At 61.1% G+C, this 26,314-nt stretch carries 25 protein-coding genes; 11 read left to right on the top strand and 14 right to left on the bottom strand.

All coding sequences use genetic code 11. The annotated features are described in order from the left end of the window. Positions 1–40: 40 nt before the first annotated feature. The 7 genes from AQS8620_RS13035 (at position 41) to trpB (ending at position 6,532) form a co-directional block, all read left to right on the top strand. Positions 41–652 carry a (d)CMP kinase gene (locus AQS8620_RS13035; RefSeq protein WP_085837604.1) on the top strand — a complete coding sequence of 204 codons (612 nt, stop codon included), beginning with the start codon at positions 41–43 and terminating at the stop codon, positions 650–652. A gap of 142 nt (positions 653–794) precedes the next feature. After that, positions 795–1,421, top strand: coding sequence for a nitroreductase family protein (locus AQS8620_RS13030; RefSeq protein ID WP_085837350.1), 627 nt, complete (start codon positions 795–797; stop codon positions 1,419–1,421). Positions 1,422–1,679: 258 nt separating this feature from the next. Further along, entirely contained in the window at positions 1,680–3,356 is a 1,677-nt protein-coding gene (rpsA, locus tag AQS8620_RS13025) for a 30S ribosomal protein S1 (protein ID WP_085837349.1), read from the top strand. 336 nt (positions 3,357–3,692) lie between these two features. Next, on the top strand, positions 3,693–3,974 hold the full coding sequence (gene ihfB / locus AQS8620_RS13020) for an integration host factor subunit beta (RefSeq protein WP_085837348.1): 282 nt from the start codon (positions 3,693–3,695) through the stop codon (positions 3,972–3,974). A 21-nt stretch (positions 3,975–3,995) separates the two neighbouring features. After that, entirely contained in the window at positions 3,996–4,355 is a 360-nt protein-coding gene (locus tag AQS8620_RS13015; protein WP_085837347.1) for a lipopolysaccharide assembly protein LapA domain-containing protein, read from the top strand. Positions 4,356–4,540: 185 nt separating this feature from the next. After that, the gene (locus AQS8620_RS13010) at positions 4,541–5,182 is read left to right on the top strand and encodes a phosphoribosylanthranilate isomerase (protein ID WP_085837346.1); all 642 of its coding nucleotides are present in this window, start codon (positions 4,541–4,543) and stop codon (positions 5,180–5,182) included. Positions 5,183–5,278: 96 nt separating this feature from the next. Further along, positions 5,279–6,532 carry a tryptophan synthase subunit beta gene (gene trpB, locus AQS8620_RS13005; RefSeq protein WP_143267524.1) on the top strand — a complete coding sequence of 418 codons (1,254 nt, stop codon included), beginning with the start codon at positions 5,279–5,281 and terminating at the stop codon, positions 6,530–6,532. 80 nt (positions 6,533–6,612) lie between these two features. Here trpB and pth read toward each other — a convergent pair whose 3' ends face one another. Next, positions 6,613–7,332 carry an aminoacyl-tRNA hydrolase gene (pth, locus tag AQS8620_RS13000; protein WP_085837344.1) on the bottom strand — a complete coding sequence of 240 codons (720 nt, stop codon included), beginning with the start codon at positions 7,330–7,332 and terminating at the stop codon, positions 6,613–6,615. Between the two features lie 133 nt (positions 7,333–7,465). Beyond that, a complete protein-coding gene (locus AQS8620_RS12995) occupies positions 7,466–8,086 on the bottom strand; it encodes a 50S ribosomal protein L25/general stress protein Ctc (RefSeq protein WP_085837603.1) in 621 nt (206 codons plus the stop codon). Between the two features lie 264 nt (positions 8,087–8,350). Between AQS8620_RS12995 and AQS8620_RS12990 the strand changes: the two genes are divergently transcribed. The 4 genes from AQS8620_RS12990 to AQS8620_RS12975 all read left to right on the top strand — a co-directional run bounded on the left by AQS8620_RS12990 (position 8,351) and on the right by AQS8620_RS12975 (position 13,033). Further along, complete coding sequence (locus AQS8620_RS12990) at positions 8,351–9,505, top strand: MFS transporter (RefSeq protein ID WP_143267523.1); 1,155 nt, start codon at positions 8,351–8,353, stop codon at positions 9,503–9,505. Between the two features lie 132 nt (positions 9,506–9,637). Further along, positions 9,638–10,729, top strand: a complete 1,092-nt coding sequence (locus AQS8620_RS12985; RefSeq protein ID WP_085837602.1) for a carboxynorspermidine decarboxylase — start codon at positions 9,638–9,640, stop codon at positions 10,727–10,729. A gap of 38 nt (positions 10,730–10,767) precedes the next feature. Further along, positions 10,768–12,006, top strand: a complete 1,239-nt coding sequence (locus tag AQS8620_RS12980) for a saccharopine dehydrogenase family protein (RefSeq protein WP_085837342.1) — start codon at positions 10,768–10,770, stop codon at positions 12,004–12,006. Continuing rightward, positions 11,945–13,033: a YihY/virulence factor BrkB family protein gene (locus tag AQS8620_RS12975; protein WP_085837341.1), complete on the top strand. Its 1,089-nt coding sequence runs from the start codon at positions 11,945–11,947 to the stop codon at positions 13,031–13,033. The genes AQS8620_RS12980 and AQS8620_RS12975 overlap by 62 nt, the downstream gene beginning before the upstream one ends. Here AQS8620_RS12975 and AQS8620_RS12970 read toward each other — a convergent pair. The 12 genes from AQS8620_RS12970 to AQS8620_RS12915 all read right to left on the bottom strand — a co-directional run bounded on the left by AQS8620_RS12970 (position 13,017) and on the right by AQS8620_RS12915 (position 26,285). Beyond that, positions 13,017–13,769 (bottom strand): sulfite exporter TauE/SafE family protein, encoded by a 753-nt coding sequence (locus AQS8620_RS12970; RefSeq protein WP_085837340.1) that lies wholly within the window; start codon positions 13,767–13,769, stop codon positions 13,017–13,019. The two genes, AQS8620_RS12975 and AQS8620_RS12970, sit on opposite strands and share 17 nt — an antisense overlap. A 196-nt stretch (positions 13,770–13,965) precedes the next feature. Then, a complete protein-coding gene (gene ggpS / locus AQS8620_RS12965) occupies positions 13,966–15,492 on the bottom strand; it encodes a glucosylglycerol-phosphate synthase (RefSeq protein WP_085837339.1) in 1,527 nt (508 codons plus the stop codon). A gap of 1 nt (position 15,493) precedes the next feature. After that, positions 15,494–16,282: an HAD-IIB family hydrolase gene (locus AQS8620_RS12960; RefSeq protein ID WP_085837338.1), complete on the bottom strand. Its 789-nt coding sequence runs from the start codon at positions 16,280–16,282 to the stop codon at positions 15,494–15,496. A gap of 24 nt (positions 16,283–16,306) precedes the next feature. Further along, positions 16,307–17,380 carry an NAD(P)H-dependent glycerol-3-phosphate dehydrogenase gene (locus AQS8620_RS12955; RefSeq protein WP_234990488.1) on the bottom strand — a complete coding sequence of 358 codons (1,074 nt, stop codon included), beginning with the start codon at positions 17,378–17,380 and terminating at the stop codon, positions 16,307–16,309. A gap of 500 nt (positions 17,381–17,880) precedes the next feature. Then, entirely contained in the window at positions 17,881–18,324 is a 444-nt protein-coding gene (gene dtd / locus AQS8620_RS12950) for a D-aminoacyl-tRNA deacylase (protein WP_085837336.1), read from the bottom strand. A 4-nt stretch (positions 18,325–18,328) separates the two neighbouring features. Next, positions 18,329–19,252, bottom strand: coding sequence for a carbohydrate kinase family protein (locus AQS8620_RS12945; RefSeq protein ID WP_085837335.1), 924 nt, complete (start codon positions 19,250–19,252; stop codon positions 18,329–18,331). Positions 19,253–19,350: 98 nt separating this feature from the next. Next, entirely contained in the window at positions 19,351–20,523 is a 1,173-nt protein-coding gene (locus AQS8620_RS12940; protein ID WP_234990487.1) for a TFIIB-type zinc finger domain-containing protein, read from the bottom strand. 40 nt (positions 20,524–20,563) lie between these two features. Further along, the gene (locus tag AQS8620_RS12935) at positions 20,564–21,673 is read right to left on the bottom strand and encodes an SPFH domain-containing protein (protein ID WP_085837334.1); all 1,110 of its coding nucleotides are present in this window, start codon (positions 21,671–21,673) and stop codon (positions 20,564–20,566) included. A 51-nt stretch (positions 21,674–21,724) separates the two neighbouring features. Beyond that, positions 21,725–22,699, bottom strand: a complete 975-nt coding sequence (locus tag AQS8620_RS12930; protein ID WP_234990486.1) for a DUF2927 domain-containing protein — start codon at positions 22,697–22,699, stop codon at positions 21,725–21,727. A gap of 151 nt (positions 22,700–22,850) precedes the next feature. Beyond that, the gene (locus AQS8620_RS12925) at positions 22,851–24,023 is read right to left on the bottom strand and encodes a toxic anion resistance protein (protein ID WP_085837333.1); all 1,173 of its coding nucleotides are present in this window, start codon (positions 24,021–24,023) and stop codon (positions 22,851–22,853) included. Between the two features lie 27 nt (positions 24,024–24,050). After that, positions 24,051–24,944, bottom strand: coding sequence for a 5-bromo-4-chloroindolyl phosphate hydrolysis family protein (locus AQS8620_RS12920; protein ID WP_085837332.1), 894 nt, complete (start codon positions 24,942–24,944; stop codon positions 24,051–24,053). A 186-nt stretch (positions 24,945–25,130) separates the two neighbouring features. Continuing rightward, positions 25,131–26,285, bottom strand: a complete 1,155-nt coding sequence (locus AQS8620_RS12915; protein WP_085837331.1) for a pseudouridine synthase — start codon at positions 26,283–26,285, stop codon at positions 25,131–25,133. Between the last annotated feature and the right edge of the window lie 29 nt (positions 26,286–26,314).

Genomic DNA, 26,314 nt, shown 5'->3' with positions numbered 1-26,314 from the left:
CCTCTGGCCCAGCTTGGGCCGCGCGAATGAGGAGACGACCATGAGTTTTTGCGTTGCCATCGACGGGCCGGCTGCTGCCGGGAAGGGCACGATTTCGCGTGCCGTTGCCGCGCATTTCGGCTTTGCCCATCTGGATACGGGGTTGTTGTACCGCGCGACGGGGGCCAAGACCTTTGAGGGCTTGAGCGCCATCGACGCTGCGCGCAGCTTGCAGGCCAGTGATCTGGACCGCGACGATCTGCGGTCGGGCGATGCGGGGCAGGCGGCCAGCCGTGTTGCGGCGATCCCCGAGGTGCGCGAGGCGCTGGTCGATTTCCAGCGCGCCTTTGCCCGCCGTTTGGGGGGCGCTGTGCTGGACGGGCGCGACATCGGGACGGTGATCTGCCCCGATGCCGAGGTGAAACTCTATGTCACCGCAAGCGATGAAATCCGCGCCGGACGGCGGTATCGCGAATTGCAAACAGCGGGCGAGGACATCACCCAAACCCAGGTGCTCGCGGATCTGCGCGAGCGTGATGCCCGCGATAGCGCCCGCGCCACCGCGCCGCTCAAACCGGCCGATGATGCGCATCTGATCGATACGTCGGACATGTCCATCGAGGCTGCGGTCGCGCAGGCCATCGCGTTGATTGCGGGCAAAATCAACGGCTGACGCGCATTGCGCGGGCGCGCACCCAAGCTGTGCGAAATTGCGCGGCTGTTGGCGCCCCTGTGCCTCTTGCGCCTGCCGCTGTTCTTCCTAGGTCTAGCGGACCAAGGCGCAGACCGCGCCTTTTCTCCCGAAGGACAGTTTCATGCTCGATAAACTTAACTGGCGCTACGCCGCCAAGAAAATGGACCCCGCAAAGCCGGTTGCAGATGACAAGCTGGAGCAGATCATCGAGGCCGTGCGCATGGCCCCGACATCGAGCGGCTTGCAGCCCTATCACCTGATCGCCGTCAAGGACCCTGCGGTGCGTGCGAAACTGCGCGAAGCCGCCTATGATCAAGCGCAGTTGACCGACGGGTCGATGGTGCTGGTCTTTGCAGCCTGGGACAATTATTCCGACGCGCTGATCGACGATGTCGTGGCCGATCACGGTGCCAAGCGCGGCGGCGTTTCGGATATGCTGACCGGCTATTACGACCGCCTCAAGGGCATGTATTTGCCGCGCACCGAGGATGTGAACCACAATCACGCCGCGCGTCAGGCCTATATCGGTCTGGGCTTTGCGCTGGCGGCGGCGGCGGAGCTGGGCGTGGACAGCACCCCGATGGAAGGGTTCGAACCCGCCAAGTTCGACGAGATTCTCGGCCTGACCCAAAAGGGGCTGAAATCGGTCGTGATCCTTGCTCTGGGTACCCGTGACCCCGAGGGCGACTGGTTGCTGCCGCAGGCCAAAGTGCGCCGTGACCGTGCGCAGTTCGTCACCGAAATCTGATCCGCGCCGATCCATCTTGGGCCCCGCGTGCCGCGCCGACCCTGTCGCGCTTGCATTCGGGGCCGATTTTGCATATACGCGCGCTTGTCAAAGAGGCCACAAGAGTCGCAAGACGCGCAGGCGCGGGGCGGGGAGTTTCCCTCGGCCCTGTTTTCTGTTTGCTCGCGGCGCTTTTGTGCATTGACCTGACCAACCCAAAGACCCGCGGAGACAACCGTGAGGCCCGATAAAAACGTTTGAAAAGGAATCCGAGACCACATGGCTCAGAACGTATCTATGGAGGACTTCGAAGCCCTCCTCGCTGAAAGCTTCGAAATCGACACGCCCGAAGAGGGTTCGGTTGTCAAAGGCAAGGTCATCGCTATCGAAGCTGGCCAGGCTATCATCGACGTTGGCTACAAAATGGAAGGCCGCGTTGATCTGAAAGAATTCACCAACCCGGGCGAAGCTCCCTCCATCGCTGTTGGCGATGAGGTTGAAGTGTTCCTCGACCGCGTTGAAAACGCCCGTGGCGAAGCTGTCATCTCGCGTGACAAAGCCCGCCGTGAAGAAGCATGGGATCGTCTCGAAAAAGCCTATGCCGACGAAGAGCGCGTTGATGGCGCTATCTTCGGTCGCGTCAAAGGCGGCTTTACCGTTGATCTCGGCGGCGCCGTGGCCTTCCTGCCCGGCTCCCAAGTTGACGTGCGCCCCGTGCGCGACGCAGGCCCCCTCATGGGTCTCAAGCAGCCCTTCCAGATCCTCAAAATGGATCGCCGTCGTGGCAACATCGTGGTCTCGCGCCGTGCGATCCTCGAAGAGTCCCGTGCCGAACAGCGCGCAGAAGTCATCGGCAACCTCACCGAAGGTCAAGCTGTTGATGGTGTGGTCAAAAACATCACCGAATACGGCGCATTCGTCGATCTGGGCGGCGTTGACGGCCTGCTGCACGTCACCGACATGGCATGGCGCCGTGTGAACCACCCCTCCGAGATCCTGTCGATCGGCGAGACCATCAAGGTTCAGGTCATCAAGATCAACAAAGAGACCCACCGTATCTCCTTGGGCATGAAACAGCTTCAGGACGATCCGTGGGATGCCGTCGAAGCCAAATTCCCGCTGGAATCGGTGCACACCGGCCGCGTGACCAACATCACCGACTACGGTGCTTTTGTTGAGCTCGAGCCCGGCGTTGAAGGTCTTGTCCACGTCTCCGAGATGTCCTGGACCAAGAAAAACGTTCACCCCGGTAAAATCGTGTCCACCTCGCAAGAAGTGGAAGTCATGGTTCTGGAAATCGACAGCGCGAAACGCCGCGTTTCGCTTGGCCTCAAGCAGACCCAGCGCAACCCGTGGGAAGTGTTTGCAGAAACCCACCCCGAGGGCACGCAGGTCGAAGGCGAAGTCAAGAACATCACCGAATTCGGTCTGTTCATCGGTCTTCCCGGCGACATCGACGGCATGGTTCACCTCTCCGACATTTCGTGGGACGAGCGTGGCGAGGATGCGATCCAGAACTACCGCAAAGGCGACATGGTCAAAGCCTCCGTCACCGAGACCGACGTCGAGAAAGAGCGTATCTCCCTCTCGATCAAAGGCCTCGATGACAGCTTCACCGGTGCAACCGAGGGCGTGAAACGCGGCTCGATCATCACCGTGACCGTCACTGCCATCGAAGAAGGCGGCGTCGAAGTCGAATATGAAGGCGCGAAATCCTTCATCCGTCGCTCCGACCTGTCGCGTGACCGTGCCGACCAGCGCCCCGAGCGCTTCCAGGTCGGTGACACGCTGGATGTGCGCGTGACCAACGTCGATGCGAAAACACGCCGCCTTGGTCTGTCGATCAAAGCCCGTGAAATCGCAGAAGAAAAAGAGGCCGTCGAACAATACGGCTCCTCCGCTTCCGGCGCGTCGCTCGGCGACATCCTTGGTGCGGCACTCAAAACCGACAACTAAGGCGCTGCGCGTCAGAGCGGTTTCAAATGATCGGAAAGGCCTCTGCGCATACGCAGGGGCCTTTTTGCATATCGGGCAGAATCGCAGCTGGTGACAGGGCGAATCACGATGGCCTATGTCTTGTGTTCGCTGCGGTGCAGCAAGATATTTCCCGCGATTTCCGGCAGGTGCCCGCCTATCCTTGCAAAAACTCAGCCCCATTCATGCTAAATTGACCCTTAGGACAGGAAGGCGGCTATTTCGCGATGGCAAAAGCCGTTCTATAGTTCCCCAATGTTCGCAACGACATGGCGCCATAATGGGCCCTGTCGATAACTCGCAAAAAGGGGGGAATGGATGATCCGTTCAGAGCTGATCCAGAAGATCGCAGATGAGAACCCGCACTTGTACCAACGAGACGTGGAGCGGATCGTCAATACGATCTTTGAAGAAGTCATCGAAGCGATGGCGCGCGGCGATCGTGTCGAGCTGCGTGGCTTTGGGGCATTCTCCGTCAAGAAACGCGACGCCCGTCAGGGGCGGAACCCGCGCACGGGCGAAAGCGTTCCCGTTGAGGAAAAACATGTGCCCTTCTTTAAAACCGGCAAGCTGTTGCGTGACCGGTTGAACGGCGAATAAAGACGACTTGAGGAGAGAGTGATGCGTTACATCCGCTACGCCTTTTGGGCGCTATTGGCGATTGTCCTGATTGCATTGGCACTGGCCAATCGCGCGCCCGTGACGCTTCAGCTTTTGCCTGCTGATCTGGCGCTGCTGGTGGGGTTTTCGCTATCCTTCACCGTGCCGGTCTTTGTGTTGTTCTTTGGCGGGATCATCATGGGCCTTTTGGTCGGGTTCGTTTGGGAATGGATGCGTGAAAGCAAACAGCGCAGCGAAGCCCGTAAGAACAGCCGTGAAAACACCCACCTCAAGCGCGAAGTTGACCGTCTTAAGGTCGATAAGGCCAAGCAGGAAGGCGACGAAGTGCTTGCGCTGCTCGACGGTCCGCGTCGCGCCTGATCTGCGCGCCTAATAACTGCGCCTGATCTGCGCATGACCTGCGCGCGCAGTACCGACGCATAGGCGCGCAACCGCCCCGCTGCCTCGGGCGCGACATTTTCGCAATGTGATGGGTGTGGGCTTTCGCGGCGCGCACCCATCTGCTTTTGTGGCGCCAGATAAGCGACCCAACATGTGAGGCCCCAATGGACACCCGTATCAAGATCTGTGGCTTGAACACGCCTGAATCCGTGGCCGCCGCCGTGGGGGCAGGGGCCAATTACCTGGGCTTTGTGTTCTTTGCCAAATCCCCGCGCAACGTCTCGATCGCGCAGGCGCATGACCTTGCCATCGATGTGCCGCCCGGTGTGATGAAAGTGGCGTTGGTGGTGAATGCCGACGATGCCAGCCTGGATGCCATCAACGCCGCCGTCCCGCTTGATATGTTGCAGTTGCACGGTCACGAAACCCCCGAACGCGTGGCCGAGATTCGCGCGCGCTACGGCTTGCCGGTGATGAAGGCGGTCGGCGTGGCCAGCAGCGCGGACGTGCCGGCGCTGGATCGTTACGGCGCGGTCGCCAACCAGATCCTCGTCGATGCCAAGGCCCCCAAAGATGCGGATTTGCCCGGCGGGAATGGCGTGTCTTTTGACTGGCGCCTGATTGCGAAACGCGGCTGGAACGCGCCGTGGATGCTGGCCGGTGGGCTTGCGCCGGACAATGTTGTCGAGGCCATTCGCCTTACCGGTGCCAAGCAGGTCGATGTGTCCTCTGGCGTCGAAAGCGCCGCGGGCGTCAAGGACGCCGCGAAAATCCGTGCGTTTTGCGATGCCATCCGCCGCGCATAGGGGGCCGGTTCTTAGCCGGTCCAAAGACCGATTGGCGCGCACTTTACCGCCCCCAAGCCATAGGCTACACCAGCGACAACCCGTGAGGAGGTTTGCCTGATGAACGATCTTTTCAACTCTTTCATGTCCGGCCCCAATGAGCAGGGGCGGTTTGGCGATTTTGGCGGACGTTTTGTCTCCGAAACCCTGATGCCGCTCATTCTGGCGCTCGAAGCCGAATACGAAAAAGCCAAAACCGACGACACATTCTGGGCCGAAATGGACGATCTGTGGAAACACTACGTCGGTCGTCCCAGCCCGCTGTATTTCGCGTCGCGCATGACCGAGGAACTCGGGGGTGCCAAGATTTATCTCAAGCGCGACGAGTTGAATCACACGGGCGCGCATAAAATCAACAACGTGCTGGGCCAGATCATTCTGGCGCGCCGCATGGGCAAAACGCGCATTATTGCGGAAACCGGTGCGGGGCAGCATGGCGTCGCGACGGCAACGGTTTGCGCGAAATTCGGTTTGAAATGTGTGGTTTATATGGGCGCGCATGATGTCGAGCGCCAACAGCCCAACGTGTTTCGCATGCGCCTTCTTGGCGCGGAAGTGGTGCCTGTGACCTCCGGTCGCGGGACGCTCAAGGATGCGATGAACGATGCGATGCGCGATTGGGTGACCAATGTGCGTGACACGTTCTACTGCATTGGTACGGCCGCAGGCCCGCACCCCTATCCGGCCATGGTGCGCGATTTCCAGTCGATCATCGGCAAGGAAGTCCGCTGGCAACTGCCCGAGCAAGAGGGCGAGGGGCGTCTGCCCGACACACTGGTTGCGGCCATCGGCGGCGGGTCGAACGCCATCGGCCTGTTCCATCCTTTCCTTGACGATCCTTCGGTGAATATCATCGGGGTCGAAGCGGGTGGCAAAGGGGTGAACGCGAAAATGGAACATTGCGCGTCGCTGACGGGCGGTCGTCCGGGGGTGCTGCATGGCAACCGTACCTACCTGCTGCAGGATGACGACGGGCAGATCCTTGAAGGCTTTTCGATTTCGGCTGGCCTCGACTATCCCGGCATCGGGCCCGAGCACGCGTGGTTGCACGATACGGGGCGCGCGAAATACGTTTCGATCACCGACAAGGAGGCGCTGGAAGCCTTCCAGTTCTCCTGCCGCACCGAAGGCATCATTCCCGCGCTCGAACCCTCGCATGCGCTCGCGCATGTGATGAAACTGGCGCCGACCTTGCCATCCGACCATATCCTGGTGATGAACATGTGCGGGCGCGGCGACAAGGATATCTACACGGTCGCCAAGCATCTCGGTCAGGACATGGGCGAGTCCGAAGGGCGCTCCATCGACTGACCCCGACAGGGATCGTGTCACGTTGCAAAAAGCCCCGCAGGATTGCTGCGGGGCTTTTTAAATGTCTTTGGCGGGGCCGTTTACTTGAATTTATCGGCCAGTTTTTGCAGCGCGCTGCGGGGGTCTTGGGCGGGGGAGGCTGCCGTTTGGGGCGCTTTCTTGGGGCTGGGCTTGGCGGTCAGGGCAATGCGCGGGCTTGTCGCGGGCCCCTGTGTGCCGCCTGACGAGCGGGGCGGATTGACTTGCAATCCGATGGCATTCATGAATTTTGCGGCGTCGCCATCGGCAAGGGCACTTGCACCTTTCGAACATCCGCGAAGCACATCGTCGAGCCAATCGGCCTCGGACTTGGCAAAATCCTGCAAAACATAGGTTGCAACGCGGTCCTTGTGACCGGGGTGGCCGATGCCCATCCGCACCCGTTCATAATCGGGACCGATGTGCTGCTGGATCGAGCGCAAGCCGTTGTGCCCCGCATGACCCCCGCCCTGTTTGACCCGCACTTTTGCAGGCGCAAGGTCGAGTTCGTCGTGAAACACGGTCAGATCGGCGGGGGTGAGTTTGTAAAACCGCAGCGCCTCGCTCACCGACTGGCCCGACAGGTTCATGAAGGTCGCCGGTTTGAGCAGGATCACCTTGTCGCCGCCCAAACGGCCTTCGCAGGTCTCGCCCTGGAATTTGGCGCGCCAGGGCGAAAACCCGTGATCCTCAGCGATGCGGTCCAGCGCCATAAAGCCGATGTTGTGACGGTTGCCTGCGTATTTCGCACCGGGGTTGCCGAGGCCTGTGAACAGTCGCATGGGGCGCTCCTTTTTGCTGAAGCCGTTTTAGCGGGGCAGCGCAGATGTGCCAAGCACATCGCCTGCGTGCAAAGGAAAACGCAGGCCCCATTGCGAGGGCCTGCGTTCGATCGCACTGCAAAAGCTGCCGGTCTTATTCGGCGTCTGCTGCTGCGTCTTCTTCTTCGTCGCCCGAGGCCACGAGGCCGGCAGGCGCTGCGATGTTGGCGATGACGAAGTCACGCTCGATCACAGGTTTCACACCTTCGGGCAGCACGATGTCGGAGATGTGGAACACATCGCCCATGTTGCCTTTGGAAATGTCGAGGATGATGTGCTCGGGGATATCGCCCGCAGTCACCATCAGTTCGATTTCGTTGCGCACGTGGGTCACAACGCCGCCTTTTTTGATGCCAGGAGCGACATCAGCGCCGGTGACTTCAACGGGAACGAACAGGTTGATGCGCGAGGTGCGGCGCAGACGCATGAAATCGACGTGCGTGGGCAGGTCTTTCACGACATCGCGCTGAACGCCGCGGCAGATCACGCGCACGTCGTCGCGGCCTTCAACCTTGAGGTTGAACAGGGTCGCGAGGAAGCGGCCTTGCTTGAGGCGCTTCAACAGGACGTTGAAGGGGATGTTGATTGCAACGGGCTCTTCGCCGCCGCCGTAAACGATGCCGGGAACGAGGCCGTCGCGACGTGCCTGACGAGCGGCGCCCTTGCCGGTACCCGTCCGTTCCGAGGCGACGAGATCAGGAATCTCATTTGCCATAGTGGTATTCTCCATCAAAAAGGGCGGACATCCTCCAAGGCTGTATGTCCGCATGAGGTCGCGCGTATAGGGCAGAATCTGCGCAAAGGGAAGGTTTTTCTCGCGCGGGTTTGCGCAGCGTGGCACAGCGCTGTTGCAAATCTGTGGACGCGCGCCTTGCAAAGAAGTCTTGCGCAGCGGGGCCAGCTTGTTAGCGTGCCCCAAAGCGCTTTGGCGTTTGAGGGAGGCGCGGTGCACAGCGCGCAAGGGCAGGAGATCCGGAAAATGTCGTCGATGAGTCAATCGCTGCGCCATGCGCGCGCGCCAGCGGCCTGTTTGGCTGCGCTTGGGGCCTATTGGGGCGTTTTTGCCGCCTTGGTGCCCGATATCAAGCTGCAGGCAGGGGCGTCGGATGCGGAATTTGGCGTGGCGCTGCTTGGCTCGGCCTGCGGGGGCATGATCTCCATGGCGCTGGCCCCCAAAGTGTCGCAAAAGCTTGGCTCCAAAGTGCTGCCCGTGGTCGGCATTTTTGCCGTTCTCGCCATGCTCACGCCACTGTTTGCCCAGTCTGTGGGGCTGTTGTTTCTGGCGATGCTTTGCATCGGGGCAAGTTTCGCCATGCTTGATATTTCCGCCAATATCCGCATTTCCAACCTCGAAGAGCTGAGCGGGATGCACCTGCAAAACGTCAGCCACGCGATGTATTCGGCAGGGTTTGGCGTGGCCGCCCTGAGTGGCGGGCTGCTGCGCAAGGCGGGGTTCGGGCCTGACGTCATCCTGCCCTCGCTCGCCGTTCTGGTGGCTTTCCTGGTCGCCTCTTCCTATGAGGGGCGCGGCTGGCGCGTGCCCACCGCCGACGAAGAAGACACCCACAGCGCGCGCTTGCCCTGGGGGACGGTGCTGATCGCGGGCTTTATCTTTTTTGCCGCGTTCACGGGGGAAAACTCCACCGAAAGCTGGTCGGCCCTGTTCATCGAACGCGAACTTGGCGCGCCTGCGGGTGAGGGGGGCTTTGGCCCGGCCATGCTGGGGTTGGTGATGGCTCTGGGCCGTCTGGCGGGGCAATCTGCGACGGCGCGGCTTGGCCTGGGGCGGATGATCCTGATTTCGGCGGCATTTGCGACCCTTGGCCTTGTGCTGGTGGCCAGTGCGCAGGGGCAAACGGCCGCGCTGATCGGCATTGCGGTCATCGCCGCAGGGCTGGCGGTGGTGGTGCCGACGGGAAACTCGCTGCTGGGGCAATGCGTGCGACGCGATCTGCGCGCGCGGGCAATGTCGCGGGCCTGGATGGTCGGATTTTTGGGGTTCTTCGTCGGCCCGTCGAGCATGGGCATGATCGCGCAGGTCTCGTCGTTGCGGGTGTCCTTTGGCGTGCTGGCGGTCCTGGTGGCGATGATCATTCCCGCGACACTGGCGCTGTCACGCCGCACGCGGCCCTAGACGCCGCGCGACTTGCAAAGCGTCACACGGCTGTCACCGCTTTCTGGTTTGACTTGATCCGCTGGGGGCTTGGCCCTATTTCAGCGGCAACGCGCAGTCCTTGCCGCCCCCAAAACCGGAGCGAACCCGATGATCCAGACGCCTTATTACCTCATCGACAAAGCGCGGTTGCTGCCCAACATGGAAAAGATCGCCCATCTGCGCGAGGCATCGGGGGCAAAGGCCCTTTTGGCGCTGAAATGCTTTGCGACATGGGGCGTTTTCGATTTCATGGACCAGTATATGGACGGCACGACCTCTTCGTCGCTCTACGAGGTCAAGCTGGGGCGTGAAAAGTTCAAAGGCGAAACCCATGCCTATTCCGTGGCCTGGGCCGATCACGAGATCGATGAAATGCTCGCCAATGCCGATAAGGTCATTTTCAACACCGCCGGCCAGTTGCAGCGCTTCGAGGCGCAGTCAAACGGCCACACGCGCGGTCTTCGGGTCAATCCCGGTGTGTCGACCTCAAGTTTCGATCTGGCCGACCCTGCGCGGCCCTTCTCGCGGCTGGGCGAGCATACGCCCGAAAGCATCGAACCCGTCGCCGATCTGATTTCCGGCTTTATGTTTCACAACAACTGCGAGAACGGCGATTTCGAGCGGTTTGATGCGATGCTTGGCGCGATCGAGGCGCGTTTCGGGGCGCTGATCCGCCGCATGTCGTGGATTTCACTGGGCGGGGGCATTCATTTCACCGGCGCGGGCTACCCGCTCGACAAGCTTGCCGAGCGGCTCAAACGCTTTGCAGGTGAAAACGAGGTGCAGGTCTACCTTGAACCGGGTGAAGCGGCGATCACCCAATCGACGACGCTGGAAGTGAGCGTTCTCGACACGCTGAACAACGGCAAGAACCTTGCCATTGTGGATAGTTCGATCGAGGCGCATATGCTCGATTTGCTGATCTACCGCGAAAATGCCAAGATGATCGAAAGCGGCGATCAGGAATGGATGGTCTGCGGGAAATCCTGTCTGGCGGGCGATATTTTCGGCGAATACCGCTTTCCCGCGCCGCTAAAAGTGGGAGACCGCCTGTCGATCCAGGACGCTGCGGGCTACACGATGGTCAAGAAAAACTGGTTCAACGGTGTCAAAATGCCCGCCATCGTCCTGCGTGAACTCGACGGCACCGAGCGCCTTGTGCGCGATTTTGATTACACCGACTTTGCGGCAGCCCTGTCGTAAACGTCACTCCGACCAACCAAAGGGGGTCCTTGGGATACATGAAACGCAATGTTCTTATCATCGGCGCAGGCGGCGTCGCTCAGGTCGTGGCGCATAAATGCGCGCAAAACAACGATGTGCTGGGGGATTTGCATATCGCCAGCCGGACCGTTGCCAAATGCGATGCGATCCTTGAGACGGTCCGCGAGAAAAACGCGATGAAACAGGACGGCGTGTTCAAATCCCATGCCGTGGACGCGATGGATAGTGCCGCCGTGGCCGCGCTGATCCGCGACACGGGGGCGCAGATCGTGATTAACGTCGGCACCGCGTTTGTAAACATGACTGTGCTGGATGCCTGCATCGAAACAGGGGCGGCCTATATCGACACCGCAATCCACGAAGACCCTGAAAAGATTTGCGAAACCCCGCCGTGGTACGCCAATTACGAGTGGAAAAAGCGCGATCTTTGCGCGCAAAAGGGCGTGACGGCTATTTTGGGCGCGGGCTTTGATCCGGGGGTGGTGAACGCCTTTGCGCGCTTTGCCATTGATGAATTCATGGATGAGGTCACATCCATCGACATCGTGGACATCAACGCAGGTTCCCACGGGCGCTGGTTCTCGACCAATTTCGACCCCGAAATCAACTTTCGCGAATTCACCGGCGTGGTCTATTACTGGGAAGACCAGCAGTGGAAAGAAACCACGATGTTTGCCTCTGGTCGCGAATGGGATCTGCCCGTCGTGGGCAAGCAAAAGGCCTATCAGTCGGGCCATGACGAGGTGCATTCGCTGTCCGCGAATTACCCGCAGGCCGATGTTCGGTTCTGGATGGGCTTTGGCGATCACTACATCAACGTCTTTACCGTGTTGAAAAACCTCGGGCTTTTGTCCGAACAGCCGGTGACCACCGCGGAGGGGCTGGAAGTTGTGCCGCTCAAGGTTGTGAAAGCGGTTCTGCCCGATCCTGCCAGCCTTGCGCCCGATTACGTGGGCAAAACCTGCATCGGCGATCTGGTGAAAGGCACCAAGGACGGCAAGGAGGTCGAGGTTTTCGTCTACAATGTTGCCGACCACAAAGAGGCTTATCTGGAAACCGGCAGCCAAGGCATCAGCTACACCGCAGGCGTGCCCCCCGTGGCCGCCGCGATGCTGGTGGCCAATGGCACGTGGGACGCGGGCACGATGAAAAACGTTGAGGAACTGGACCCCAAGCCGTTCTTCACCATTCTCGATGACATCGGCCTGCCCACATTGGTCGAAATCGACGGCACCCGCCGCGCGTGGAACGCCTGAGGCGCAGAGCGTCGCACTCAAACCCCAAGGCCCGTGCCGGTTGCGCGGGCCTTTTGCTTTGGGGGCGGAACATCACAGCCGCGTGGGGCGTTGGTCTGTCGAAGCGGTGTTCTTTGACACCTCAAATATGCAAAAGGCCCCCATGTCCTCTCAGCGCTCCCCTCTCTTTTCTCGTGTTAAAACTGTAAAAAATCAGGCTGTTACGCTTTGGGAGGCGCTATCGCAAGACCGCGTGTCGCTGGTCGCCGCCGGTGTCGCCTTTTACGCTTTGCTTTCAATCTTTCCGGCTCTTTCGGCGCTTCTGGCCGTTGCAGGGTTGGTCATGGACCCTGCACGCGTCAACGAATTGATGCAGGGCGCGACCAATTTCATCCCGCCCCAAGCCGCCTCGATCATCCACGATCAGGCCACCGCAGTCGCAGGCAGCGACGCGGCGGGGCTGAGTTTTGCACTGGCGGTGTCGCTGGCCTTGGCGATGTATTCCGCGTCAAAAGGGGTCCAAAGCCTGATCCAGGGCCTCAATATCGTTTTTCATCGCACGGAAAATCGCGGCTTTGTGGTGCTGATGTTCACCCGCCTTGCGTTGACGGCGGCTGTGATCTTTGGCCTGTTGTTGGGCCTGTTGTCGACGACCTTGGTGCCGATTCTGCTATCGGTGTTCAATTTCGGCAGTCTCACCGAAACGCTGGTGTCGCTGGGAAATCTCGCGCTGATGCTGGCCTTTACCGCTTTGGGCCTGTCGATCCTGTTTCGTTTTGGTCCTGATCGCGCGCACCCGATGGAACATCGCGGCTTTTACGGGATTACCGTGGGCACCGTCACGGGGGCGGTCGGCTGGGTCGTCGGATCGGCGCTTTTTGCCTATTACGTGTCGAATTTCGGCAGCTACAACGAAAGTTTCGGCTCGATTGCCGGTGTCGTCGTCCTGTTGATGTGGCTGTGGCTTTCAGCCTATATCATTTTGATTGCTGCAGAAATTGACGCGATCCGCGCGCGCGGCGCTGAGGGGGTCACAAAAGACCGCTAAGGCCTTTCCATGTCAATTCAATCGACAGCAGCAGCAAAAACACTTTGATCGCGGCGAGATAAATATGGTCGGGCAGGATCTTTGACAGCCAGCGTCCGGCAAATGTCCCCGCGATGGCGGCGATTGACAAGGCGCCGATCAATGGCCAGTTCAGCCCGTTCATCAGGCCCAAACCCCAGTAAGCGGGCACTTTTGCAAGGTTGATCGCGGCGAAACAGATCGTCGTCGTGCCTGCAAAAACCATTTTGGGCAAGCGTTGCGGCAGAACATAGGTCTGGAACGGCGGCGCGCCGGAATGGGAGATGAACGACGTGATGCCCGTCACCGTGCCCCAGAACATCCCTGCAGCGCGCCCCATGGGGGCGGGGGGCGTCTCGGAGCGGCGCAGCCGCGGCAACACCCAGTCGCGAAACAGGTAGGACAGGCCGATCAGGCCGGTTGCAAGAGTGAACAACGCCACGGGCAAGACCGGTTCCAACAGGGTCGCGATGATCACGCCGACAAAGCCTGCGGGGATCAGTAGTTTGAGGTTGGGCAGCGAGTATTCGCGCCGATAGAGCCAGACCCCCACCGCATCCGATACCAGATAGACCGGCAACAACAGGGCCGCCGCCGTCAGCGGGTCCATGGCCAGGGCCACGAGCGGAACGGCCAAAGTGCCAGCCGAGGCGAGCCCCCCTTTGGACATGCCGACGATGAACGCCGCGATTGCAAGCAAGAGAATGACTTCGGACATGGGGGCGCCTTGCGAGGGAGAGCGTTTAAAGACGGGCGAATGTCGAAACGCTACCGCCGCACCCGCGCAACCACAAGAGCAGGCCGGTTTTGCGAAAATGCAGCTATGGGGGCGCCATGGCAAAAAGGCGACTCCGGGGAGCCGCCTTTCACCTGGGATCTTCGTGTGCCTGTCAGGATATACGCCTGTCAGGATGCTAGGCGATTTCGGGGGCCGTCCCTTGGGTGCTCTGGGGACTCGGGGCGGCTTTGGGGCTGCCAAACAGAGCCATCTGGGACTCGGCCCAGTAGCGGATGTCATATTTGGCCACCACCCCGCGCAGGGCTTCCATGCGGGCTTTGCGTTCTTCTCCGGGCATGTTGAGCGCCGAGAAGATGCCGCTGTCCATCGACTTGTTGGAAAAGGGGTTCACCAGAACCGCCGAGCCCATTTCGACAGCCGCACCGGCGAATTCCGACAGGACAAGCACCCCGTCATCATCAATGCGCGAGGCGACATATTCCTTGGCCACAAGGTTCATGCCATCGGCCAGCGGTGTGATCCACGCCACATCGGCCACGCGATAATAGGCAATCAGGTCCTCAAAGGGGATCGGTCGCGAAATCAGCGCCAGCGGTTGCCATTCCAGCGAGCCGAAGCGCCCGTTGATGCGCCCGGCAATACTTTCGATGGCTTCCTGAATTTCCTGATAGGCGGTCATATTGGCATTGGCGGGCACGGAGACGTGCAGCAGGCGGACCTTGCCGCGCAATTCCTTGTGGTTTTCCAGCAGGCGCTCGTAGCTCAGAAGCTGCTCGATCGATCCTTTGGTGTAATCGGTACGGCCCACGGAAAGGATCAACTGTTCGTCCTTGAAGTCCTCTTTGAGGGCCTTCACGCGTTCCTGCTTTTTCTCGGAACGGGCCAGCTTGTCGATGTAGTCGACATCGACACCCACGGGCGAGGAGGAGATGACGATCTTGCGCCCTTCAAAGCTGATTTCCACCGGTTGGGTGCGTTCCGACAGGGCTGTCACTTCGGAGGCAAATTCGGGGATGACCTTTTCGCGCTTGGAGGTTTCCACATCGAAAAGCGAGCGCGCGACCTGCACAAAATTCGCAGCATACCGCGGGATGTGAAAGCCGATGATGTCGCAGGCCAGCAGCGACTGCACGATTTCCTTGCGCCAGGGCAGGACGTTGAACGTATCGGCTGCGGGGAAGGGGGTGTGGTGGAAGAAACTGATCTTCAGGTCGGGGCGCATCTGGCGCAGGTACCCCGGCACCAGCCAAAGGTTGTAGTCGTGCACCCAGACGTTTGCGCCCTCCGCAGCCTCGGCGGCGGCGGCTTCTGCAAAGTTCCAGTTCACTTCGCGAAAGGTCGGCCAATCGACAGGGTCGTAGTTGTAGCGTTCTTTGAAGGAATGCAGGATCGGCCAGAAGGCTTCCTTGGAGGTCACATGGTAAAAGCTTTTGACCTGTTCAGCGGTAAGCGGCAGGCGGCTGACGGAATATTTGCCGTAGCGGTCCTCGATTTCGATGACCCGCTCAAAGCCGGGGTTGGAGGTATCCTCGGCCTCTTTCCACGCGACCCAGGCGCCTTTGTCAAAGCGCCCGAAAAAGCTTTTCAGCGTGGGCACGATGCCATTGGGGCTTTTGTTTTCGACGTAGGACACAGTGCCATCGTCGTTTTGCACTTCTTCGTAGGGTTGGCGGTGGTACACAATAACCAGATCGGAAGACATATCAGGCTCCTTTCGACGTTTCATGAAGATTGAGCGCGTCGATGGCCTCGAGAATGCCGGCAGCACCGATTGCGCTGGCGCGATAGACCGTGTCCACATCGCGCAGCTTGTCGAGCAGGGGCTGCTCGGAGCCGCCCACAGCCACGGCATTGAGGCCACAGGCCAGCATCGACAGGTCGTTCATCGTATCGCCTGCGCACAGCACGCGGGATTCCTCGATCCCGAGGTGTTGCACTAGGCGGCGGATCGAGGGACCTTTGGACACGCCTTTGGGCAGGACATCGAAAAAGCGGTCGTCCGAAATCAGCGTGTCATAGCCCAGATCAGCCATTTTCTCATGGGCGCTCGGGTCGAATTTCGCCATGTCGAGATCGTAGCTCACACGATAGCGAAACTCGGTGGGTTGCAGGGTCAGCCCCGGATGACCGTCGAGCGCTTCGCGGATATGGGGACCGGCGTCATTCCAGCGACGGGCAATGTCTTCTTCGAGCGGGACGATGGGCACAACGCCGCGCGTGCGCGACATCTGGGTGATGGACGTGCCCACATCGCAGACCGCATATTCGGGCCAAGGCATTTCGCCCGCCGCGCACATGCGCATCAGAAATTCGGGATCGCGTCCGGTGACAAAGATCAGCCCGACCGTGTCACGGTTGGCTTCGATCCAGTCGTAAAGCGTTTTGCGGTCGGCATCGCTGCCGCCCAGAAACGTGCCGTCCAGATCGGTGGCCAGCACGAATTTCGCGTCTGACACGGGGCGGGTGGCCGTCTCGGTGTCGGTAAGGGTCAAAATATGTCTCCCGTTTGGGTGAGGTTAACTCGCGGGTTGCGCGAGCATGATTTCAAGGGTGCGCGGCTCGCCCTCGATGGGGGCGGACCACAGGTCCCGAAAGCCCTGCTTGAGATCCGCGCCGTGATGCAAAATGGCGTTCACCGTCTCGCAGATCGGCATGCTGACACCGACACGCGCGGCAAGGTCGCAGACAGAAACCGCGTTGGTTTCCCCTTCGACCACCACCGGCAGACCGTCGAAACATTCGCCGCGCGCGATGCCGGCGCCAAGCTGTTTGCCCAGCTTCATGTTGCGCGAGGTTTCGGATGAACAGGTCAGGGTCAGATCGCCCGCTCCGGCAAGGCCGGTGACGGTTTCGCGCCGCCCGCCAAGCGCCTCTGCAAGGGTTTTCATCTCGTCCATGCCGCGGGTGATGAGCGCGGCGCGGGTGTTCTCGGCAAAGCCTGCGCCCGACATCATGCCGCAGGCAATGGCGATCACGTTTTTCACCGCGCCGCCCACTTCGACGCCCACAAGGTCGTCGCTGACATAGGGGCGAAATTCCGGCCCGCCCAGCGTCACGGCCATGCGCGCGGCAGGCGAGGCGTTCGGGTTGAGGCGGTCGTCGAAGGTAAAGGGAAAGGCAACGGTCGCCGCCGTCGGATAGCCAAGCGCCGTCTCGCGCGCGAAGGTGGGGCCCGAAATTGCGCCGACCGGATGGTCGGGCAGTTCCTGCTGGACAACTTCGGACAGCAAAAGCCCCGTGCCGCGCTCGATTCCCTTGGCACACAGCGCGACGGGAACGGCTTTGCCCAAATGTGGCCGCATCTGGGCGGCCATGTCACGCAGGGTCTGCGAGGGGGTGACCATCAGCACCGCCTCCGCGCCATCCAGCGCGGTTTCCAGCGATGCGGTGGCTTTGATGCCATGGGGCAGGGCAATGCCTTCAAGCGCGGGATGGGTGCCCTGACCGATGGCATCGACCACTTCCACGCGCCGTCCCCAGACCACGACATCGCGTCCGGCACGCGCCAGAACAGAGGCCAGCGCCGTCCCCCACGTCCCTGAGCCGATAACGGCAATGCGGGTGTAGGGAAGCGTATCGGGAGCGGTCATTGTGTCTCTCATCCTTAAATCTGTCATCTTCGAGCGTTGGGCGCCAACTGGCGCGGATTTGAAGCGCATCTTGGGGCGCGGCGGGGAACGCGGGTCAAGGCGCTCTGTCTTGCCGTGCAGGGACGAAGGGATAACGCGGGGTCACGGCAGGGAGTTCCCGAAAATGTTACCGCAATCATCACGCTGTCCCCCGATGGGCGCTGCTGGCCCCTGCCGGCGGCAGGGGAGCGACCCGAGGTGCGGCCCGAGGTGCGATGCGATGCGGCAGGTCGCGACGCGCACCAAGGACGCGCGACAGGGTGCAACGGGGTGCAACTGGGCACGCAGCGGGCGAGCTGCGGGTCGAAAACCGTGCAGCGCCCGACAGGCACAGGATAAGGGAAATGACTTAACGCACAACCCGTAGCATAATATTTCTCAATAAAATCAATATTATTCTGCAGGTGCAAAGGCTTAGGGATGCAAAAACAGGCACGCACAGCCGTCCGCGCGCCGCTATGTCAGGTTTGGGTGTCCAGCCAGATGGTCACAGGACCGTCATTGACCAGCGCCACGGCCATATCGGCCCCAAAGCGGCCGGTTTCGACACGAGGGCCAAGGGCCGCCAGCGCATTGGCGAAGCCCTCGTAAAGCGCGCGGCCTGTGTCAGGGCGTGCCGCAGCGGAAAATCCGGGACGGTTGCCCGAACGCGTATCTGCGGCCAGCGTAAACTGGCTGACCACCAGAGCGCTGCCGCCAATGTCGAGCAGGGAGCGGTTCATCTTGCCCGCCGCGTCGTGAAAAATACGCAGCTTGGCGATTTTGGCGGCCAGTTTTTCACCGTCGGCCGGCGTGTCGCCCTGCATGGCGCAGATCAGGATCAACAGCCCCGTTTCACAGCGCCCGATGCATGTGCCATCGACCGTCACCGAGGCTTCGGTGACCCGTTGAACCAATGCCCGCATCGGCTCAGGCCAGTTCGCGCGCCCAAGGCGGGTTCGCCCCTGCGCGGCTGACGGTGACTGCGGCGGCGCGCGCCCCAAAGCCCAGTGCGGCGGTGATATCATCCTGCGTCAGGGTCGTGATGGCCGCTTTGTCCAGCTTGCCGCGCCTGTCCAACTCGGCCAGAAGCCCTGCGTTGAACGTGTCGCCTGCGCCGACCGTATCGACCACCTCAACGCGGGTCGATGCGACCTTGACCACGCCGCCTGCGTGAAAACCACGCACACCCTGCGCGCCTTCGGTGATACAGACCAGTTTCGCCCCCTGCGCCAGAATGTCCTTGGCCAGCGTGTCGATATCGCCCGCGCCGCGCAGCCAGTGCAGGTCCTCATCCGACAGCTTCACGATGTCGGCGACACCCAGCATCCGCTCGATACGGGCCCGATAGCGCGCCTCGTCGCGAATAAAGCCGGGGCGGATATTGGGGTCGATCATGGTGACGCGCGTTGCCGCTTCGCGCAGCATCAAGGCCTCATAGGCTTCGCCGCAGGGCTCGACCGGAAGGGAAATGCCGCCAAAGAACAGCGCGCTCACGGTCTCGGGAATGGGGGGCAAATCGGCCGGTGTCAGCATGCGTCCGGCAGTATTTTCGTCGTAAAATGCGTAAGTTGCGTGCCCGTCGACCAGCTTGACATAGGCAATCGTACAGGGGCGGTCCGCGATGATCGCAAGGCTTGCATCTACTTGGCTGTCAGACAGTTGCGCGCGCAAAAGGTCGCCAAAGAAATCAGCAGAAAGGCCGGAAAAGAAACCCGTGCGCGCGCCCAGACGCCCCAGGGCAATCGCCGTATTGAACACCGCGCCGCCCGCATAGGGCGCATAGGCCGCCTCGCCAGCGGGTGTCACGCGCGGCAACATGTCAATCAGGGCTTCCCCACAGCACAGGATCATCTTGCTTTCCTTTCATGGCCACAGCAGGGCTGTTGGCGCTAACATTTGCCCAAGGCAATACCAAATTGCTCGCTTCGATCAAGCCATCATTGCGTCTGTTATTGGTTTTGCGCGATGAAATAGCCCACGACAGCCGCAAGAATTGCCCCTGCGACCACGGCAAAGGCGATCTTCCAGGCCGAATAGGGACGTTCGCCCTGAATCGTGCCCGTGCGGCCGTTGACCACAAAACGGTAGGTCTTGCCGCGGTATTTATAGGCCGCAAGCCAGACCGGAAGCAGGATGTGTTTGAAGGTCACATCACTGACGCGCGTGGTGACCTGTTCTACCCTTTGGCGATCGCCACCAATGTCAAAGCGCACATCGCGCAGGATCATCGCATCCATGGCGCTGCGGGCTTGCGCATAGCCCTCCTTGATTTCCACCGTGTAGGATTCGGCGCGAAAACCGGCGAGATATTCGGGAATATAGGGCTCGAGCGCGGCCAGATCCCAGGGCTCCAGCGCCTGGGTATATTTGCGCGGCAAGGAATGGGAGGCAAGCACGAGCACATCGTCAAAAAACCGCGCCACGCGGCCCGACCGGCGCGACCAGCGGGTGTGACGCTTGCGCACGGTCTCGCGCTTGCCGTTTCGCACCACCGAATGGCTGGTGTAATAGTCATCGCCGCGCTGGCCCGTGTAATCGGAGTGGGTTTGCGCATCAAACGTCCAGTAGGGGACGTAGATCCCCTGCATTTTGCGGCCTTTGCGGGCATACTCCGCCAGACCGTTGGGCGCGAACCACAGCTTGCCCAGCCAGTCGGTCATTGCCTCTTTCGCCGCGTCTTCGGCCAGTTTGAACGGCAGCAATCCGCGCGGCTTGATCTGGCGGTGCAGACCGGTCGAGACCACGACGGGGGTTGCACAAAAGGGGCATTCGCGGGCGTGGACGTCATCGCTGAACGCCACCTGCGCCCCGCAATTGGGGCACTGCGTGGTGCGGGTCTCTTGCACATCTTGAGCGGGCAGCAGCTGGTCGATGGCAGCGGCAAAGTCCAGCTCGCGCACGGGATGGGGCGCTTGGGCGTCGATGGCTTCGCTATGGCCGCAGTGATCGCAGCTCATCACGCCCGTGTCGGGCGAAAACCGCAGGTCCGAGCCGCAGGTCGGACAGGGAAAATGCCGCTCGCCCTCGGCACTCACCAATTCCTGCGTCACCGGCTCGGATGTGGTCACAACAGGATCGGCATGTCGCGCGACGCGGGGCAGATCAAAAGGATCGTCAGACATCAGGCTCGGGTCCCGTTGCAAGGTGAAAAGCAGCGGCGGGTCACGCGGGCGGCGGTGGCGGGGGCGCAACGGTGAAGAGGCGCGCAAGCTCGCTCACCTCTTCGGCGCGCAACCAGCCGTCCTGACCTTGGGTCCAGACATGGGTTTGGCGGGTCAAGGTGCCGCGCGCGACCATCTGGCCCATCGTCGCCAGCGAAAACGGCCCCTCGGTCACGCCGTTCACCGCTGTGTGCCAGACATGTTCGACGGGGGGCGGGGGGGGCGCTATGGGTGCAGCTGCGGCAGGCTGGGCGCCCCAAGGGCCGCTTTGCGCCTGTTGCTGCGCCATTGCCAGCCCCATGCCCGCGCCAAGCCCTGCGCCCATCGCGCCCCCCACGCCAGAGGCGGGGTTGCTCATCGCCTCTGCGGCGTTGAATTTCATATAGTTGTCGAGGTTGCCAACAATCCCCATCGACGTGCGCTTGTCCATCGCGGCCTCGACCGCTTCGGGCAGGCTGATGTTTTCGATGTAAAATTCGGGGATGGACAAGCCGTAATCTGCCACAACTTTGGTGATCTCGGCCGCGACCAGCTTGCCCAGATCGGCCGTATTGGCCGCCATGTCGAGCACGGGGATCCCCGATCCGGCCACAATCCGGCTAAAGGCCTGAACGATGATGTTGCGGATCTGGAAACTGATCTCGTCGGAGGTAAATTCCCCGTCGGTGCCGACGATTTCAGACATGAATCTCGCGGCATCGGTGATGCGGGTCGTGTAGGTGCCAAAGGCGCGCAAGCGTACCGCGCCAAATTCGGGGTCGCGGCACATGATCGGGTTTTTCGTGCCCCATTTCAGGTCGTTGAACCGTGTGGTGTTGACGAAATAGACTTCGGATTTGAACGGGGATTTGAACCCGTGGTCCCAATGTTTGAGCGTCGTGAGGATCGGCATGTTGTTGGTCTCAAGCATGTAGAGACCGGGGGTGAACACATCGGCGATCTGGCCTTCATGCACGAAGACGGCCGTCTGGCCCTCGCGCACGGTCAGCTTCGCCCCGTATTTGATCGCATGGCCTTCGCGTTCGAAGCGCCAGACCATCGTGTCGCGCGTGTCGTCGGTCCAATGGATGACGTCGATGAATTCACCGGCGAGAAAATCGAAGATACCCATGGTCTTACTCCTTGCGGGACTGGTCGGTTCGAGAGGGCGGTTTGGCCCTGTTTAACTGCTTTCGCCCATCAGTTCACGGGCAATTGCATTCACGCTCGCTCGGGCCTCATCTGCGGTCATGCCCGGCGTGAGGCGCGGGTCATACAGCATCCGCAACAGCTGCTCGTCCATCGGGGTGAGCGTCGCGAATTCTTCGTCATCGTTGAAAATCGAGGGCCGCGCGGCGGGGCTGTCATTGGCCAAGCCAAGGCCCTGTGCAATTTCCTCATGCAGACAGGACAGGCGCATCAGATCGGGATGCTCGGCACGAATGATCGCCACGGCTGACTGATAGGCCCCATCATCTTGGGGGTCCGATGCAAGGACCACACAATAGGTGGAGCGTGGCAGGTTCACCACCGTGCGCACGGCGGTTTGTGAAATACCGGGGATCAATTGCTCAAGCCGCGGACCCAGCGCGACGCGCTCGTCTTCATTCACCACGAAAACGTGGAAATTCGCGGCCTCGGGGGACCCCATGCGGATTGGATGGCCGGTGACACGGGCCAGACGGGCGGTGAACCCGCGCAGGGTTTCTGTGTCGCGGTTGCGCATTGCATCGCCCACCGTGTCCCCGAATTCCACCGAAAGGGTGACGGGAACTTCCCAGCGGCTCAACACCGAAGCCGTCTGACGCGCCACCATTTCACCGCCAATGCCGGTGTATTCGTCGTTCAAGGCGATGGTTTCGAAATTGCGCGCCAATTGCCATGAGGTGAAGGGCGCATCCTGGGCCCCTGTGTCCGAGCGCAACAATCCCTGCGCCAGCAGATTGATCTGCGCGCGCGCGTAATAGGCGGCCAGTGCGTCCGAGGTCGCGGAGCGTTCGGGGCGGCTGGGCGCTTGCGGGCGGGGTTGGGGGGGCGTTGTGGAGACAGGGCGCGGGGCAGGGATGGGCGACAGCGGTAGCTTGGCACAGGCTGTCAACAACAGGCAGAGCGCCGCTCCGGCGAGCACCCTGCGCGGGGATGCCGCGCGCTGTTTCAAGCGACCCCGTTTTAACCCACCCCGTGTTTCGAAGTTCACCGCGTCTTCCTCTTCGGTTTCGGCGCTGCGTTGCAAACACCCCGTTTATGCCCATTGTGCGACTTGCGCGCGCCGGATCAATGCCGATGCGCACAAATCGTTCCCAAATGGGTCAACTTGCTGCGGGGGCGGGGGTCTCGCGCGCCTTGGCTGCGGCCAAAGTGTCACGCAATTCGCTTTCCATTTTGACCAGATCGGCCTCGGCGGCGGCGCGTTTGACTTTGCCTTCGTCGGCGATTTTCAGACTGTCCTGAATGGTGCCGATCAGGTCCGCATTGGCCTGTTTCACCGCTTCGATGTCAAAGACGCCCCGCTCCATTTCGGTGCGGATCGCGCTGTTGGCATCGCGCAGGTTCGCCGCATTCGAGGTCAGCAGTTCATTGGTCAGATCGTTGGCATCCTTGACGGCCTTCGCCGCTTCGGACGCGCGCTGGATTGTCACGGCCTGGGCCAGCTGTGTTTCCCACAACGGCACCGTGTTCACGAGGGTCGAGTTGATTTTTGTGACCAGCGACTTGTCGTTTTCCTGCACCAGCCGGATCGAGGGCAGGGATTGCATCGTCACCTGACGGGTGAGTTTGAGGTCATGCACACGGCGTTCCAGATCGTCGCGCGCGGCGCGCAAGTCGCGCAATTCCTGCGCCACCATCACCTGCTGATCGGGGGCCGCAGAGGCCACTTCGGCCTCTTTTTGCGGGATATCAAGCCGGTCGAGGTCATCGATCTTCTGCGTTCCGGCCAGGATGTAGATCGCCAGCGCATCGTAGAAATTCAGGGTCTTTTCGTAGAGCAAATCAAGCGATTTGATATCCTTGAGCAGGGTATGTTCGTGGCCCAGAAGGTCATCGGTGATCTTGTCGATCTGGTCTTGCACATCCTCGTAGCGGGCGACAAATTTCGCGACCGGCGCGGTTTTGCCCAGCAGCTTGTCCCACCACGAGCGCTTGCGGTTGGGGTCCAGTTCCTCGACGGAAAAGCCGCGAATGGTCGACACGATGCTGCGCAGACTGTCACCCGCCGGGCCAACATCCTTGTTCTTCACATCCGCCAGCATGGATTGGCTGATCTGCTGCAATTCGGCCTGTGCGCCTGCGCCAAACCCGATGATCGAATTGGTGTCGGCAATGTCGATTTCGGCCTTGGCTTTGGCGACCGCATCCTGTGCATGGGCGGTTTTGGCGACCGTCACGTCGTTTTCATTCGGCGGCTCGGGCAGGACCACGGCCGTGACGGCCTCGACGTCTTTCAAAGTCGCTTCGGCCTTTTGGCGGATCGTGTCGGACATGTCGAACTTCCTTTGGGAAACTATAGTTTAGCTGGTTTTGACGCCTTCGCGCGCCAGACGGTCGCGCAAAACGCTGATCTCGATATCAAGATCGGATTTGTCGTCGATGAGAAAGCTGTCGGTGCGCGCGGCAAAGTCGCGTTCCAGATCGTCGAGCAGCGCGATGTAGTCGGTGCGCGCCTGCGTATCGCCGGCATTGATCCAAAGATCGGAAAATTTCAGCGTCGCGTCGCGCGCGCCCAGCAGATAAATACCTGTATATTTGCGCGCCGCGCTCAGATCGCGCGGGTCGCTTTCGATCCGGCGAAACATCGTGCGGGCGGTGGCGGTGAACTGGGACACGCGGGTGATCAGACTGCGCTCGTTTGTGCGCGCGATCGCCGTTTCCATCGCGGCGAGATGACGCTCGCCCTCATCAACGGCACGCGCAACGCGGGTGTTTTGAAAATCGCCCCCCGACAGCCCTTTCGAGCGCAGAGGGTCGAGACCAAAGGCAAACCCGTGCAGCGCCGCGCCGATGACGGTAAAAATCACGGCCTCAAGTGGGCCGTAGCCCGCAAAGCCGACAAGCCCGAGGCCAAGACCGGTGCTCACAGAGCCCAAAATCTTGCGCGGAACGGCGGGGCGGCGGGCAATCGCGCGCGCCTCGAACGCCTCTTGGGCTTTCAGCCCCTCGCGCGTCAGATAGGCGCCCAAAATCAGCACACCAAAGCCGAGCAAATATTGCGCCATCAGCACGGGTTCTGCGCCCAGTGCTTTAAAAACCAGCACGATCGGCGCAAGAAACAGCAGCCGCGAGCGCGCGCCCAGACGGGTGCGTCGCTTGCCGCTAAACCCGTTCTTGCGCGCGTTTTTTGCGCGCGGCTCGGCAGGTTCATCGACGGGGTCGGGGCTGAATTTGCCGCCAAAACGTTTGGCCATCGTTAGCTGCCCTGTGCGCCGAAGGACACGTAAAGAATGAAGCCAATCAAGAGGTAATAGGCCAGTTTCTGTAGTCCCACGTTGCTCACAAATCCCTCCAGCGGCAGTGCTTTGCGCTTAATATAGGACGCCGCGACACTGCTTGAAAGGCCTCATCGGCGCAGAGTGAAATTGGCCGGCATCCGATCAGCTGCGCGGTTTGGGTTTGCCGTCACGGCGGTTTTGCGCGCCGGTGCCATTGGGGCCTGCATGACTTTTGAAGCCCAAGGCGCGCCCGCCTTTGCCGCCCTTGCCATCGGGTTTGCCGCCGTGACTGCGAAACCCTTTGCTTTTGAATTCGGGTTTGGCATCGCGCTCGCGCGACGCCTGCGCGCCGAACGGTTTGCGCGGCGCGGGTTTGCCGGGGCGCGAGACACCGCGGCGCGGCTTGTCGGCCGGATCATCCAGCGCCTCCACGTCTTCGGCGCTCATGCCAAGCTGGTCGCGCAGCACGCGGGTTTTGACCTCCTCGACCTCGCCCTCGCGCAGTTCCCCAAGGCGGAAAGGCCCGTAGCTGACGCGCAAAAGCCGGTTCACCGTGACACCGATGCTTTCCAGCGCGCGGCGGATTTCGCGGTTCTTGCCCTCGCGGATCGAGATGGTCAGCCAGGCGTTGGCCCCTTGGTGGCGATCAAGCGAGACGGTCATGGGCTGGAACCGCTCGCCCTCGATGGTCACGCCCTGACGCAGGGGTTCGAGATCGGCATCGCTCGGGTTGCCTTTGACGCGGACGCGGTATTTGCGCAGCCAGCCGGTTGAAGGCAGTTCGAGGCGTCGTTTGAGGTCGCCGTCATTCGTAAGCAACAGCAGGCCTTCGGAATTCAAATCCAGCCGTCCCACGCTCATCACGCGCGGCAGATCCGCGGGAAGGGCATCAAAGACCGTTTCGCGGCCCTTTTCATCGCGCGCCGATGTCACAAGGCCCGTTGGTTTGTGGTACAGCCAAAGCCGCGCGACATCCGGCGTGCCCAGCAGCTTGCCATCGACCACGATGTTGTCCTTGGCCTGCACGTTGAGCGCGGGCGAGGTGATGACCGCCCCGTTCACGCTGACGCGCCCTTCGGAGATGATTTTTTCGGCGTCGCGCCGCGAGGCAATGCCGTGACGCGCCAGAACTTTGGCAATCCGGTCGCCGCCGGTTTTGGGCGTGCCATCCAATGTGGTGTCACGCACAGGCGCCGTTTTGGGCGCCGCTTTTGGCGCCGCTTTGGGGGCAGGTTTACCCCCCCGCGCCGAGGCAGGGCCGCCACGTTGAGTGGCCGATGACGAAGGGGTGGAGCGGGGCGTGCGTTTCTTGTCCATAGCTGACCTCTAGCGCGGCGCGCCGGTTT

Source organism: Aquimixticola soesokkakensis, assembly GCF_900172375.1.
GTDB lineage: Bacteria > Pseudomonadota > Alphaproteobacteria > Rhodobacterales > Rhodobacteraceae > Aquimixticola > Aquimixticola soesokkakensis.
Note: the sequence above shows the minus strand (reverse complement) of the source record. Positions and strands in the feature narration are given on the sequence as shown.